The sequence below is a fragment of the Actinomadura rudentiformis genome, from assembly GCF_008923185.1.
Classification (GTDB): domain Bacteria; phylum Actinomycetota; class Actinomycetes; order Streptosporangiales; family Streptosporangiaceae; genus Spirillospora; species Spirillospora rudentiformis.
Genome location: NZ_WBMT01000036.1, coordinates 1 through 15,135, shown reverse-complemented (window position 1 = coordinate 15,135; position 15,135 = coordinate 1). Strand labels below are relative to the sequence as shown.

The 15,135-nt window shown below is 68.5% G+C and carries 9 protein-coding genes; 2 read left to right on the top strand and 7 right to left on the bottom strand.

What is annotated here, in order from left to right; genetic code table 11:
- Positions 1-655: 655 nt before the first annotated feature.
- On the bottom strand, positions 656-1,678 hold the full coding sequence (locus F8566_RS48175) for a GlxA family transcriptional regulator (RefSeq protein WP_225994207.1): 1,023 nt from the start codon (positions 1,676-1,678) through the stop codon (positions 656-658).
- 320 nt (positions 1,679-1,998) lie between these two features.
- Between F8566_RS48175 and F8566_RS48170 the strand changes: the two genes are divergently transcribed.
- Positions 1,999-2,979, top strand: a complete 981-nt coding sequence (locus F8566_RS48170) for an AraC-like ligand-binding domain-containing protein (RefSeq protein WP_151570979.1) — start codon at positions 1,999-2,001, stop codon at positions 2,977-2,979.
- 47 nt (positions 2,980-3,026) lie between these two features.
- On the opposite strand, the gene F8566_RS48165 is transcribed toward F8566_RS48170, so the two are convergent.
- The 4 genes from F8566_RS48165 to F8566_RS48150 form a co-directional block, all read right to left on the bottom strand.
- Positions 3,027-4,025, bottom strand: coding sequence for a helix-turn-helix domain-containing protein (locus F8566_RS48165; protein WP_151570977.1), 999 nt, complete (start codon positions 4,023-4,025; stop codon positions 3,027-3,029).
- A 218-nt stretch (positions 4,026-4,243) separates the two neighbouring features.
- Positions 4,244-5,149: a JmjC domain-containing protein gene (locus F8566_RS48160; RefSeq protein WP_151570975.1), complete on the bottom strand. Its 906-nt coding sequence runs from the start codon at positions 5,147-5,149 to the stop codon at positions 4,244-4,246.
- Between the two features lie 37 nt (positions 5,150-5,186).
- Entirely contained in the window at positions 5,187-6,470 is a 1,284-nt protein-coding gene (locus F8566_RS48155; protein WP_151570973.1) for a lanthionine synthetase C family protein, read from the bottom strand.
- Entirely contained in the window at positions 6,467-9,496 is a 3,030-nt protein-coding gene (locus tag F8566_RS48150; protein WP_151570971.1) for a lantibiotic dehydratase, read from the bottom strand. Before F8566_RS48150 ends, F8566_RS48155 begins: the two co-directional genes overlap by 4 nt.
- A gap of 431 nt (positions 9,497-9,927) precedes the next feature.
- On the opposite strand from F8566_RS48150, the gene F8566_RS48145 reads away from it, so the two are divergent.
- Complete coding sequence (locus tag F8566_RS48145) at positions 9,928-11,835, top strand: ABC transporter ATP-binding protein (RefSeq protein WP_192810272.1); 1,908 nt, start codon at positions 9,928-9,930, stop codon at positions 11,833-11,835.
- A 420-nt stretch (positions 11,836-12,255) separates the two neighbouring features.
- Here the strand turns inward: F8566_RS48145 and F8566_RS48140 are convergent, their stop codons facing one another.
- On the bottom strand, positions 12,256-13,278 hold the full coding sequence (locus F8566_RS48140) for a GlxA family transcriptional regulator (protein WP_225994206.1): 1,023 nt from the start codon (positions 13,276-13,278) through the stop codon (positions 12,256-12,258).
- 454 nt (positions 13,279-13,732) lie between these two features.
- Positions 13,733-14,668: a LysR family transcriptional regulator gene (locus tag F8566_RS48135; RefSeq protein ID WP_151570967.1), complete on the bottom strand. Its 936-nt coding sequence runs from the start codon at positions 14,666-14,668 to the stop codon at positions 13,733-13,735.
- Positions 14,669-15,135: the final 467 nt, after the last annotated feature.

Here is a 15,135-nt window from a genome sequence, read left to right as displayed (position 1 = left end):
GGGGTTACTTGTTCGATTTGCGCGCGGGACGACACCGCCGGCCACCCAACCCTCGCCGGCCGCCCTCCCGGTACGGCCTGTGGATCGGAATGGCGTTGCTCGCCATCGCAGTCGGCGCATCCCTTCACGGAATCGCGACGTCGCTGGACGCAGAGCACACCCGGCCGCCCCTCTCCCAGCTCTCCGCACAGGAGCTTCGGACCTATCCATCGAAAACACCGCCCACGACACCGGGCGGCATCATCCCGAAGCCGACACCCCCGCCGGCCAAGGAACCCGAGCAGCCACCGAAATCGAGGCCGGCACCGCCGGTCGCGCCGCAGCCGGCCAGCAAACCCCACGTGCTCGACACATCCGATAAGGGCAAGACTTCAATCTCACTGACTGAACGTCCCACCGCGCCGCCACCGTCGAATAACGGGACACAGCAACGCCGGACGCCCGGGCCCGGCTACTCCTCGCCGCCATTTTCCGGGTACGGCTGGCACACCCCCAACCCGTGGTGGCAGCCGTGGTCACACTCCTCACAGCCGCCCTACTGGGGCCGGTGGCCATACTGGGCGCCGCCATCGAACGTGCCGCGACCCACCTCGCCGCCCGCTCGCTGACCCGGCTCACCACAGTGGCCGTGCTCCAGGGGGCTTCTGTTGGCTGGTCAAGCTGGGATCGAGTTTCCCATTCCATCGCCGCAGGGGGGCCGTTCGCGGCATGTGTTCCGTTGGGTGGTTCGGCGGTTGAAGATGGTGCGGTAGGTGCGAGGAGGCATGCCGCGGCGTTTGACGAAGAGTTCGCGGAGGACGGTGGCGTTGCGGTAGCCGACCTGCTCGGCGATCTCTTCGATGCTCAGGTCGGTTGTTTCGAGGAGTTCCTCGGCGCGGTTGAGGCGCTGAGTGAGAAGCCAGGCGTGCGGGGTGGTGCCGGTGCTCTCCTTGAACCGGCGGGCGAAGGTGCGGGAGCTCATCAGCGCCCGTGCGGCCAGTTCGTTCACCGACAATGACCGCCGGAGGTTCTCGCCCGCCCAGGCGATCGCCGCCGCGATGCGTTCGTCGCCGGAGTGCACCGGCATGGGATGGGGGATGTACTGCGCCTCCCCGCCGAGGCGATGCGCCGAGACCACCAGCTCGCGTGCGATCGTGTTGGCGACCGCCGAGCCGTGGTCGCGACGCAGCAGGTGCAGGAGCATGTCGAGGCCGGCGGCCCCGCCCGCGCCGGTCACCAGGCGACCCTCGTCGACGTACAGGGGTTCGTGGACGACCTTGACCTTCGGGAAGCGGGCGGCGAGGCCGGCCGTCAGGCTCCAGTGCGTCGTGGCGCGCCGGCCGTCGAGCAGTCCCGTGGCGGCCAGCAGGTACGAGCCGGCGCCGAAGGCGGCGATGATCGCGCCGTGGCGATGGGCGGCCCGGATCGCCTCGATCACTGCCAGGGAAGGATTCGAGGTCCCCTCATCACCCGGCAGCAGCACGACCAGCTCGGCCTCCGGCAGCTTCTCGAGGCCGGTTTCGATGTGCTGGGTCAGCCCCAGATCCGTGCGCACCAAACCCGGTGTCTCGGTGACCGTCATCAGGTCGAAGGCCGGAAGTCCCAGGTGGGAGCGGTCGGTGAACACTTGGCCGGTCAGGGCCAACCCGAGGGTGTCCAGATTCTCCGGCGCGTACGCCACGACGGCATGAAAGCCCACGATTGACCTCACTGAGATTGACGCGCTTCGGGATTCCATTGAGCCGCTCAGGTGCTGTGCCTAGCGGCTCACTTTTCGGCGAAAGCCCCGCGTTGCCCTGCACCTACCGCTGCTTGTCCAAGGGAATCCCCGAGTCGGCGCCGGGCCGGGACGCCGGGAAGGCAAAGCGCTGTTCTCCTCACGAGAGGTAACCGTAGGAGCTGACACTCGTGGAATGTTGTCGGGCAGCGTCAGGTTGTTGACCGTGCGCGCCAAGTTGAGGGGGCGTTGGCACGGGCCGGACCTCAGCAGGCGATGTGACGAACACAAGGTGATGGCTCATGGACGTGGTCAGTACGGCGGGAGTCCCGGCCAAGGACCGGTTCGCCTTCTGGTCCGAGGCAACGTCGAGCACCTGGGTGCCCTATGACTTACGCTGCCGGCCGCAGTGGGAGAGCCGATTTCAGGCTCGGGTCGGCATCAGCGAGTTCGGCCCGGTGCAGGCGACGCTGATGACCGCGACGCCGCATTCGGTTCACCGTACTCCCAAGCGCATCCGTCAGGCCGATCCCGAGGTGTTCAAGCTCGCCTGCGTCGTGAGCGGTGGCTCCGTGATGGAGCAGGGCGGCCGGCGTGCGGATCTCGGAGTCGGAGATCTCGTGCTGTATGACACCTCACGTCCCTACCAAGCCGAGTGCCCGCCGGACCTTCCGGCGAACCGGCTGCTGCTCCTGCGTTTTCCGCGCTCGTTGCTGCCCTTTCCCGACCGGGATCTGCGGCGGCTGAGCGCGGTCCGGCTCCAGGGCGAGCTGGGCATCGGCGCGTTGTCGTCGCAGTTCTTGCTGCAGCTCGCCCGGCACATGGACGAACTCAGCCCGGCCGACGCCGCCCGTCTGTCCAACCTGACGCTCGACGTGCTGACCGCAGCCCTCGCCGGCGCGCTGGACGCCCAGAAGGCGGTGCCGCCGCACACCAGGCAGCGAGCGCTGATGGCGCAGATTCACGCCTTCGTCGGAGAGAACCTGGGCGACCCGCACCTGACTCCGGGTGCCATAGCCGCGGCGCACCACATCTCCCTGCGACACCTGCAGAAACTGTTCCATGAGGACGGGCACACCATCACGGGCTGGATCCGGGAGCGCCGCCTGGAACGGTGCCGACGAGACCTGGCCGAACCTCTGCTCGCCGCCCACCCGATCAGCATGATCGCGGCCAGGTGGGGGTTCACCAGTCCCGCCCATTTCAGCCGGGCGTTTCGCAGTGCCTACGGCCTTTCGCCGCGCGAGTTCCGCCGGCAGTGCATGGCGAGACATGCTGGCTGAGCTACGGCGAACTCGATTTCAGGGTGCGCTGGTGACAGCGGAACGTGTCATGGGGCGAGGGTGCGCGGGTCTGGAGGGAAGAGCTCGACGATTTTGCGGCCTCGTTCGGTCTGGTGGATGCGGATCTCGCGGCCTTGCCGCTCGCGGTGGACCAGCCCGCTGGCCACCAGCCGTTCACAGTGATGGGTCACGGCGCTGGGGGCAAGCTGAGTCAGCTTGGCCAATTCACCCATGGTGACCGGCAGCGCCGCGGCACACAGCAGCGTGGCGCGCACGGGGCCGACCAGTGCGACGAGCGAGCCGGGTTCTTCGAGGCCGCGCGCCCGGTCATGGACGACGTGCAGCGGATAGGCGATCCAGGCCCCCGCCGGGTCGTCGAAGTCGCAGATCAGCGCATCCTCGCCGACCAGCATCGGGACCAGGACGAGAGGACGATCCCCGAGATCGAACCGGGCGGGTTCGGGATCGGGGATGCGGAGGACGTTGTCCTCGAACGAGGCGGCGGGATGCAGGCCGGCCAGGACGGTGCCGAGCCCGTTCCGCACGGAGGCGATGCCGATGCGTTCTATCTCGCGCTCCAGCAGAGGAAGAGCGTGTTTCCAGAGGGGTTCGACGGCCTCCCACACGTCCACCATGGTGTCGGCGTAGCGGTGCAACCAGTCCTCGGGCCGGTCCGCGACCTGGCGCCAGTGCGCCGGAAGGACTCCGGAGGGGAACGCCATTTCCAGATCCTCGAGCAACTGTTCCCCGGGAATGGCGCGGAGTCGTTCCACCTGGTCACGGACCGGGGTCTCGCTGATCGGGTTCAGCGGCTTGACCGAACCCGGGACGACCGACTGGCCCTCGACCGTGAGCGGATGCATGGCCAAGGCTTTCCGGGCCGTCAGCGAACCGAGGATCCGGCGCTTCCAGTGTGCTGGAGCACCACGATGGTGGCTGAGGGCGTCGAGCCCCAGAGCCAGCGTCGACGCGTAGGGGTCGAGCGCCACGCGCACATCGAAGACCTGGCCGATACTGAGTTCAGTGACCGTCTGGACGGGCTTCACCTCCTACCTCCGCGTCACCTTTCTTACGTCCCCTCACGTCTGCGCCTTGATGGAGACCAGGTCACCCGGGCCCGCCGATCTGTGACCAGGCTGAGCATCACTCTGAGTGAGCTGTGGCGTGAACGTCGGGTACGCGGCATTCCTGGGACGCAGGCCAGTAAGGGCCCTCGCCTCCTGGTCAGCCGACAGGCCCACCGGCGGTGGCCCGGGCGGACAGGTCAGAACGGTCGATGACCCGCAGGATCCACCCCCGGGATGAGCGGCGCTTCGCTGATACGCCGTTCACGCCGGTCCGCCTTGGTCAGGAGCTTGGCCGGGTCGGCCTTGTCGGCCGCCTCAGCGACCTCGCGCAGCAGCGCGGCGATCGGGGTGAGCCGGTCACCGTCCACCGGGAGCCGGTCCAGCAGCGGAATGGCGGTCATCAGTTCCTCGAGCAGCGTGCGCACGATCTTGCGGTGCGAGGTCACCGACACCGCGATCGACAGGTGCAGCGATCCCTCCGGCCCGGCGAACGCCCGGTGACCGGTGCCCGCCGGAATGTAGAGGCCGTCACCGGGCGTCAGTTCGATCACGTGGTCGGGGTCCTGGTCGGTGTGCAGGGTCTGGTTGTCCTGCCAGTCGGTGCCCCCCGGAATGTCCCAGAGATTCCATTTCTTGGTGCCCTCGACCTGGAGCACGAAGACGTCCGCCATGTCCCAGTGCGCACCGACCCCGCCGTCTCCCGGGGAGGTGTAGAAGGCGTAGGTCGTGATGTCGGCGCCGACGGTCTCGGCGAGCCGGTCGGCCAGCTCCGCGACGGGCCGGTACCAGTCCTCGATCCCGACGAGCCGCAGCGTGGCCCCCTGCCGGAGCTGTTCGGCGATCGCGGCGGTGACCGGGTAGCCGGGCATGCTCAGGGCTAGATACGGGCGTGTCTCGGTGAACATCGTGGGCGGCACTCCACCTTCCGGCATGTTCACCTGGAACTGCGGATAGCGAACCTGGCCGTATCGGATCCAGTCGTCGATCCGCTGGAAGCTCAACAGCGATGTGGTCGCCGTGGACGCGGTGAAGCGCAGGTGTTCCCGGCCCCATTCCAGGCGCTCACGGTCGGCGGGGTCGGCGAAGATGTCGGACCAGCTCATTCGGCGGTCTCCATATCAGTGGGGAGCAGTGCGAGTATCAATTGAGGAGCAGTGCGGCGTCCCAGCCGGTCACGGGCGGCGCACCGGTGCCATGGCAATGCAGGGCGAGGGCGATGCCGGCGGCGCCCTCGAGGAAACCCGGACGGTCGGTCTGGTGCGGCGCGGTGGGATGGGCGTACCGGAATCCGAACGGCGCGTCCGGGTCATAGACCTCGCCGATCCGAGTGGCGAACCCGTCTGCGGCGGCCGTGTACGCGGCATCGCCCGTGTCGTGAGCCATCCGGGAGGCGATGTGCAGCAACCCCGCCCAGCCGTGGCACAACGCGACATCGTGAATGGCGTGCTCGGCGGGACCGGTGAGCGCACCGCGCACCGCGGCGTCGCCGGTGTCCCGCCACTCCTTCTCGTCGAAAGCCGAACCCGCCAGGTACAGGGAACGGCCCACCCCCGCTGCCCCGTAGCACCAGACATCACGGATCCTGGCCGGATCATCGGCCCCGTCGAGGAACACCCAGTAGGGCCAGTAGGGACCAGCTTCATCTTCGAGCTGCCGGTCATCGAGCAGTGCCACGATGGCGGCGGCCGCCTCCGCGTGCCGGTCCACCCGTACGCCCGCGCGCCAGGCGACGGCCAGCAGCGCGAGCGGACCACCCAGGCCGTGCGCCAGACCGAGGTTGAGGTGGCCGGCGGTGTCATCGTGCGTCACACCGTGGTGGACCCACCAGGCGGGCACCGGCCGTCCGTCGACCTTGGTGTCCGCGGCGAGCGCGACGTTCACCAGTACGTCGAGGGTCTCGCGCAGCGCCTCACCGACCCCTTCATCACCCGTCCGTTCGTGGCGGGCCAGCAGATACCGGCCCAGCCCCGCCCCACCGGTGATGACGTCATAACCGCTCCAGTCACCGATGGGGGCGCCGGCCGACCGCCGATCACGAGCCCAGCGCCGAACCTGCCCGACGATGGCCTGGTCCAGTCGCGACAGCAGAGTCGTGTACCCGCCCGATGCGAGGGCCGCCGCGTGGGCGGCGAAGCCGAGGGACATGGCACCGCCGTACAGTGCGGGGACCGGTGGAGGTGCGTCCGCGGCAAGACCCGCCGCCAGGTGGGCGTGCGCACGGGGTCGCTGGGCCGCATCGGTGGCGCCGAGTTCGGCGAACAGCAGCGACACGGCCGGATACGAGTCCGACAGCCCGTGCGTCTCCCACTGCCTCATCGTCGCCGTGGGGAGGACCAGCTCGTTCCCCGGGCGGGCAGCGATGGCCGCGACCTCCTGAGGATCGGCGAGCTTGCCGGCGATGGCTTCAACGATCTGCGCTGTCATCTGTTCAGGTGTCGCTCTCGGTCCTGGTGGGCTTGTAGGGCGCCGCGGGCGATGGCATAGGCGTCCTGCTCCGCGTACGGGTCGATCCCGGCGAGCCGGTTGTGGTGCATGTGCAGCACGCTCGCGAAGACGTCCGAAGGATCGTCCAGAGCCTCGCGGACCGACCTGCCGTAGGCCGTGATCAGCTCGGCTCGGCGTCGCCAACTCTCCAGCAAGGCCTGTCCACCGGGCAGGCACGCCAGCTCCGCGAAGCCCGTCGCCGGATCCAGCAGCCGCACCGCCTCCCGGCGATGTTGCTGGAACGCCTTGTGTCGCGGGCCCTTGGGGAAGGTCTCCAGCAGCCACTCCTGCCACCCTTCGCCGTGCAGGTGTTTCGCCAGATCGAGGTGGTTGGCCGCGAGCAGCAACGGCATCGGCACGTCCAGCGGTCCGTGGGCGCGCAGCGCGAGCTGGTCGAGGACGCTGTCGGAGTCAGCCCCGAAGGCCCGTTCGGCCGCCTCGATCAGCTCTGGGCCGCCGTACCTGTCGATCTCGGGGCGGTAGGTGTCGAGGACGATCCCGCTGATCAGCTTGGCCGCAGTCAGGTCGGCGGCCCAGCCGTGCACGACGGGCAGCAGATGCGTGCCGAGCGCCGCCGGCTCGCCATGGAAGCGCAGCCGCAAATGGGGTTCCTCGTCCCGGTAGCGCATGAAGAACCAGCGGTCGGTGAGTGCCGCCGCCCGGCGCACGAGCGCGGGAACGTGACGCCCGAGCAGCTCCCCGTGCCGTCCCGGACTGGCGTAGACCTTCAGGTACAGCCATTCGCCGCCGGGTGGATGGCTCTGCCGGGTGGTGCGGCGTCGAGTGGTGTCCGAGATCTTCCGGCGCCGGACCGGCCGCATCGGAACGACGATCTCTGTGGCGTGCCCGCGCGCCCATCCGAAACCGTAGCGGCCGCCGGCCGGGGCCTCCTGGAGCACCGTGGCCGGACGTTTACGCAAGTCCGCGCGGAGCATCTGCAGGTGCGCAGGGCTGGTCAGGTCGAGGCGCACCCGATGGTCTGTGTAGGTCGCATACACGATGTCGGGCACCGCCCAGTCGGCGCGCCAACGCTCGAAGGCTCGCACCCAGGTGGCCCAATCCGACTCCTCTGTTAGCCGGGAGTCGGGGAGCCATCGGGCCGGGGCCAGGATCGTCCGGCCCCGCCGCACACGCGGCAGGTACGGCATTCCCCCGGCGGCGCCCCAACTCCACAGAGGCCACGGCGGAGTGCAGCTCTCACCGATCTCGATCAGGAGCCGGACCGCGTTCGGCAGGGTGAGTTGGGGGTTCAGCGCGTTGAACGGCATGGGGGCCAGCTCACGGCCGTCCCGCCGGGAGATCACCAAGAAGCGATCATGGTCGGCGCCGATGAGCAGATCGTCCAGATCGAGCGCCTCCGGGCGGTCAGCGAACACGCCGGCTGCCACCAGGTCGTCGGCCAGCAGCGGGACCTGGGCGACGTTGGAAAGGCGGGAATCCAGCACTGGACCCACAACCTGCGCCGGGGTCGCCGGGGCCGCCTCGTCGCGGGCGACCTCCGCCACTGCAGGGCCGAGCTCGGGCAAGATGTGCAGGAAACGGCCGGCCATCGCGCCGGGCCGGGTGAAGTTCATCGCGGTCGCGACCAGCTGGAAGTCGCCGTCTCGCAGCTCGTCCTCCGAATCGGCGACGAGCTCGGCGCACACCTCCGCGTAGGAGGCGGGTTCGTCCGCGCCGCCGAATCGGGCCAACCGCTCGACCAGCTCGTCGTCCAGCACGATCTCCGGGCCACCACGCTGTACCAGGCCGAGCAGCAGCGTGTCCCGTTCTCCGTCCGACGCCGGGCGATCAGGGTCCCGCCGGTGGCCCGGGGGCAGCAGGTAGCCGGCCGGCGGCCCGATGCCCGTCTCCGGGTCGATCACCTCCTTGACCGGGACGAGCACGCCGGTTCCGTAGTGCTCGATGAAGGCGGCCCGGTAGCCGGCCAGCTGATCGAACGGTGCGAAGCGGGACGGGAGGATCCGCCGGGCGATCGTGGCCGCCTCCACCAGTTCGGCCGCCACCTCGTCGGGCAGGACGACATCAGCGTCCATGCCGAGGTCCACCTGGATCAGCCGGTCATCGGCGTGCAGGCGGCGCATCGCAGACGTCGCCGCCCGCCACGCCGCTCTCCCCTGTCCTGGAGAGGTCGCGGCATACGTCGCCAGCGCGTCGCGGACACCGGCAAGCGCGCTCTCCTCCGGCAGCAGCTCCAGCACATGCCGGAGGGGATCGTCCGTGGTGGCCGAAGGGCGTAGATCGGTGAGCAGGAACTCGCGTTCGACCAGCTGCGCCACCATTCGCCGCACGACCTCCGGCGGCGCGTCCGGGAACTGTCCGCACAACCGGTCAACCAGCTCGCCATGGCCGATCGGATGTTCCGCCGCGGCCATCACGGCGTGCACCGCGCGCGTCGCCCGTACCGTCTGCTCCCGGTCATCCGGGGCCCGCTCGCCGGTCTCCTGCCGGACGAGAGGCAGTACGAGCCGGTCACCACGGACGTAGCAGAGATCGTTGGCGACCAGACGCAGGCGTGCGAGCACCGCTGGATCGGATTCCCACGGCCGGATCACCTTGATGAGCCAGCCCATGTCGGCGCGTGCATGCTTGCGATGTTCGGAACCGATCCGGAACTTGGGCTCCGCGTCAAACCGTGCCCTGGTGACGCCGGCCATGAGCCCGAAGGGGGTGGGCCGATGCGTCATCCGGGACAGATACCGGGTGGTCGCCAGCACGGCCCGCCGCAGCCCGGCTGTCGACATCCCGGCCCCGGACATGACCTTGTGCAGGGCACCGTCGAGCCCGGCGCTGGACACGGCGATGGCCTCGCGCACACCGGGATCGGCCGCCACCTCACGCAGATAACGGCGCATCGCCTCTGGCGAGGCAAGGTCGTCCGGCGGTGCCGGCGCCAAGGATCCTGCAGGCAGTGCGGACATCCGCACAATGGCGAAATCCGGTGCACGGAACAACGGCTCCTGTGCCATGGCCCCCTCCCAACGACTCAGACCAGGACCAAAATAGGCCGAGCGCACGCCATTCCCTGCATATTTCTAGGATCCTCGAAATGACCGCTTTAGGGCTGACTGGCCGAGATAGAGTGGCGTTACCCGGTCGGCACTGCTCTTTTAGCGAGTGTGCCGGAGACATTTCCAAGCCGGGCCGGAAAGTTCCCATGCAGAAAGGTCTCTTGATATGGGTGAATTCGACCTCGATCCGAGGATGGAGGGCGCCGCGGGCTTCGGCTGGGAGGCTCACTTCCGCGATGCCGCGCCCGCCGACGGCGTCAGGATGGCCGGCGACAGCGATGGTTGTGTCTATGCGTGCGACCCCTCGCGGCCGGGGGGCACCTTCTGCGGCACCTGCAGTCACACCTGCGGAGCCACTGGCAAGCCGTGCATTTGCTGACAAAACGGTGGTGAGGCGCGCGAGCCACCGGCAAGCCCCCACCCGTTCAGCGGAGACCGATCCGTTGTTCGGGCGGGGGTTTCGCTTCTCGTACGACCCGCCTTCCTCCGCGGACGCCAGTACCCGCGCGGCACTGCGCAAGTTGCCCTCCATCATCGGAATCACCCTCCGGCTCGGCTACCGCGCCGATCCCGCCGCGCTGGCGGCCGTGGCGGTGAGTCAGCTCGTGATGGGTGTCGCGACCTCGGCGACCTATCTCACAGCGCAACGGCTGCTCACCGGTCTGTTCTCGGCGGCGCCGGCCGACGAGAAGATCCATTCCCTGCTGCCGGTCGCGGCGTTCGTGGCCGGCGCGATGGCGATCCGGGGTCTGTGCGAGGCCGTGGCCGTCGCCGCCTCAGGGCGGCTCGGGCCGCGCATCGCCCAGATGGCCCAGCTGACCCTGCTGGAGCAGGCCGTCCGGGTCGAGCAAGTCACGATGGAGGACGCCGACTTCCACAACCGGCTCAGCACCGCCCGGCAGGGCGCCGATGCCACCGCACGGGTGACCCAGAGCACCGTGGGCCTGTGCGGCGGAGCAGTGTCGATCCTCGCCGCCCTGTGGGTGCTTGTCGCGTTGAACCCGTTGCTGACGCCCCTGCTCTTCGTCGCGCTGGCGCCACGGGCGTGGGGGGTCGCACGCACCGCCGGCGCACGACACGCGTCGACTAAGCGTTGGATGGAGCTGGCCCGGCAGGTCGACCTGCTCGCCCAGCTCATGACCCACCACGAAAGCGCCGAGGAGGTGCGCGCCCATCGGGTGGGGGGCTTTCTGCTGGCGCATTACCGCCGGCTGGCCACGCTGTCGGCGGATGAGCAGGCCCGGCTGGCGCGCGGAGAGGCGTTCACCCGTTCGCTGGCCGGTGCGCTGAGCGGGCTGGCCGCACTCGCGACCTATGGTGTGCTGCTGCTGCTGGTGATCGACGGCCGGACGACGTTCGCGACCGCCGGCACCGCCGCGTTCGCAATCCGGTCCAGCATGATGAGCCTGACAGGGTTCGTCATGCAGTTCCAGCAGCTGTACCAGGACGGGCTGCTCACCATCGAGTGGCGCGAGGTCTGCGGCCATGCACGGGCCGAGGCCGTCCCCGTGCGCGCGCGACCGCTGATACCGCCGGTGGAGACGATCAGCACCCACGGGCTGCACTTCACCTATCCGGGCGCGCGGACGCCGGCGCTGGACGGCGTCGACATCGACATCCAGCGCGGCCAGGTGGTCGCCCTCGTCGGCGAGAACGGGTCCGGCAAGTCGACCCTCGCCAAACTGCTGACCGGCCTCTACCTGCCGTCCTCCGGAAGCGTCCGGTGGAACGGCGTGCCCACGACCGAACTCGACCGCGACACCCTGTGGGAACAGGTGTCCCTGGTGTCCCAGGACTTCGTCCAGTGGCCGTTCACCGCGCTCGCGAACATCGTGGTGGGCCGATCGGACCGCCCTGCCGAGGGGCGCCGGCTGACGAACGCGGCGCGGTCCACCGGCGCCGACGTCGTGGTGGACCGCCTCGACGATGGTTGGTCCACGCTGCTGGCCCGGGAGTTCTTCGGCGGCACCAACCTGTCCGGTGGCCAGTGGCAGCGCCTCGGCCTCGCTCGGGCCTGGTACCGCGGCGCACCGGTCCTGGTCGTGGACGAGCCCACGTCCGCGCTGGACCCCGCAGCCGAGATCGACGTCTTCAACAAGATCACCGAACTGGCCGCGAACGGCACGATGGTCATCCTGATCACCCATCGCCTCGCCTCGGTCGCCCGCGCCGACCGGATTTACGTGCTCGACGCGGGACAGGTGGTGGAGCGGGGAACGCATGCGGCACTGATGAGCACGAATGGTAGATACGCCGCCATGTACCGCCTTCAAGCCGAACAGTTCCTGGCGACCTGAGCCCCGTTCGTCCTCGGGGCCGGAGAGACTGGCCGGTCTTTCCGGGCGTCGCCGCTTTGCGGAGGCCGACTCCGGATGATCCGGATGGACCGGCCCCGTTTCGCTGTCTCCATGACACGATCTCCCTCTCCTTGCGCGACGAACAGGAAGTCGTCGCTACGTGACGCTCCGGTCACGCGTGGAGAGACTGCCATTACGGGCAGGCACCAAACCAGCAGCAGCTCTGCCAAAAGATCTCCTCTTTCCTGCCACCTCCCGAGGATGTGACCGACCAGTGGGGCACAATTTTCGAGGAACCGACCAGGCCAGGGTCGTTCCGGCAGGTATCTGGAAACCGGGGGCCGCACCCCGTCGGACTGGCGGGTGCGAGCCGCTGCCCGCGGCAGCCCGGCCTGTTCCATCGAGGTGGGCACGAATGCTCTACGTTGCCAGATCAGGTGCCAGCTTGATTTTTCGCTCCGCCGCCACGACTGGACCGTTTCTGTGTATCCGATTGTTTGTCATCGCGAATTGGCGGTTGGCGCTGTTGCGGTAGGCACGGGGCGGCATGCCGCGGCGCTTGACGAATTGCTCGCGCAGGACGGTCGCGCTGCGGTAGCCGACCCGCTCGGCGATCTTTTCGATGTTCAGGTCGGTGGTCTCGAGGAGTTCCTCGGCACGATCGAGACGCCGGTTGAGGAGCCAGGCGTGCGGGGTGGTGCCGGTGACCGCCTTGAAGCGCCGGGCGAACGTGCGGGAACTCATCAGCGCCCGGACCGCCAGATCGTCCACCGAGAGCGATCGGTGCAGGTTCTGCCCTGCCCAGGCGATCGCCTTCGCGATGTGATCGTCGCCGGAGTCCGCCTGCATCGGATAGGGGGTGTACTGGGCCTGACCACCGAGGCGATGCGCCGAGGCCACCAGCTCACGCGCGATCGCACTGGCGGCCGGCGAACCATGTTCACGACGCAGCACATGCAGGAACATGTCGAGGCCGGAGGCACCACCCGCACCGGTCACCAGCGAGCCCGCATCGACGTACAAAGGACCCGGGACGACCTTCACCTTCGGAAAACGGGCGGCGAAATCAGCCGTCAAACTCCAATGCGTCGTGGCGCGCAGGCCATCAAGCAACCCCGTGGCGGCCAGCAGGTACGACCCGGTGCAGAAGGCCACGATGATGGCACCCCGGTGATGAGCGGCCCGGATCGCGGCGGCGACCGCCGGCGACGGATAGAGCGGCCTCTCGTTCCCGGGCAGTAGCACGACCAGTCCAGCCTCCGGCAGCCGGTCGAGGCCGAATTCGATGTGTTGCGTCAGTCCCAGATCCGTACGCACCGGGCCCGGCACCTCGGTGGCCGTCTCCAGATCGAAGGCCGGAAGCCCCAGGTCGGACCGGTCGGCGAACACCTCACCGACCAATGCCAACCCCAAGGTGCTTACATCCTTCGGCGCATACGCCACGACCCTACGAAAACCCATGGTCATGGCCTCACTGAGAATCGCACTGGGATACTCCAAATCGCACGGTACCCCTGGCGGTGCTCTGCCCTGGCATACCTGTCCAGCACCAGCAGGGCCGCCACGACTGGAGTCGGGGTGTTCCCGGCAGGCGCCAGCCCTTCGGCGGCCTGATTCGGCCAGCGTTAAAAGCTTGCATGGCGGCGGTAAGACTGTCAGCAAACGAGCCATCGAAAACCCGCCCTGATTGATAATGCACGGCTTATGGTTGCTGGCAGAGCGGCCATGGACACTGGCGCCAGGAACCCGGTGGCGGCGGGACCGCGCGCCGGCGACGCCGTACCGCCGACGCCCACCTACGTCCGGGTTGATCAGCGGATGCTTGAACGACGAGTGGCCCCGGCAGCGTGCGCGTCTGCTGCTCTCGGTGTTGACAGCACGGCAGCGCGCTGGAACCTCATGGTCCGGGTCGCCGGGTGTGGGTTCGGGCAGCCTGACGGATGGCGGTGATGGTGGGTTCGTTGCGGCGCTTGCTGAGCCAGGCCAGGCTGCAGGTGGATGGGGACAGATCGACAACGTCGACGTAGCGGATGCCGGGCCGGGGGAAGAAGTCGCGGGCGGCTGCAGGCAGGAAGGACATCGCCTTGCCTTGGGCGACGATGTGGAGCAGTGCTTCCAGATCGGTGACGACGGGTCCGTAGCGGACTCGGCTGCCGTCAGGCCGCGGATCCACTGCCCAAAAGTCCCACCACGTTCTCGGTACCTGTGGGGGAACGTCGACGACGGGACGGTCGGCGAGCTGTTCCAGCATGATCTGTGGCTCGTTGGCCAGGGGGTCATCGGCCGGGAGGCAGGCCACTCTGGGTTCGATGGCCAGCTGGTGCAGTTCGATGCCGTCAGGCACGGGAGGTCGTAGAAATACCACGTCGACTTTCTGCTGCATCAGATCGGCGAAGTGGTCGACAAGGTTGAGGCTGAGGACCTGCACGGTGATGTGGGGGTGCTGGTGGTTGAGTTCCTGCAGGACTGCACGGGTGTAGGGCATGGCGGCCTCGGCGCCGACGGTTCCGACGGTGAGCCGGCCGGTCAGCTGGCGTAGTTGGGCGTCGGCGGTACGGCGTAGCTGGTCGATGCCCTCGACGACCGTGCGGGCTTCTGCCTGCAGTGCCCGCCCTGCCGTGGTGAGTTCGACCGTCCGGCTGGTGCGTTCGAACAACCGCACTCGCAGCCGCTTCTCCATGTCCTTGAGCTGCTGGCTGAGCGCGGACTGGCTGATGAACAGCCGCCCGGCGGCACGGCCGAAATGAAGCTCCTCACTCAACACCAGGAACAACCGCAGCTGATGAACGCTCGGTTCGGCCGCCGCCGAGTCCCTGGCACCGTGGTCGCCCATGGCCCCACCGCCAGCAGTCACGCGGCGCCCGGCTTCGTCGTGAAATTCATGCACACGCCCATCACCATGATCTTCTGGGTGATCACGTTCTCGCCGACCACAGTGAATCCACAGCACCGGACGCGAGGGTGATCAATCGGCAGGACTCGTGCCGTTCGTCTTTCCGTCCAAGCCCAGCGCCGGCGCCGCCATCCTAATGGGACAGAGCTTCGCAGCGGGATCGGGCGTGGATGGACATCACGGTCGCCCACCTCAGCATGATCTTCACGCCGAGCCAGCCGAAACGTACGCCCGGCGTTCACGAATCATTCTCATATCTCGTCCAGTGTCGGACCGATCGACCTACGCACGACGGGACGGGCTCCTCATGACCGACGACCATCTGACCGGCACGGGACGGCGCGGCTTCCTGCGCGGCGCGGGACTGGCGAGCGCGGGCGCTGCCGCCTCGGCCGCGCTCGCCGCTC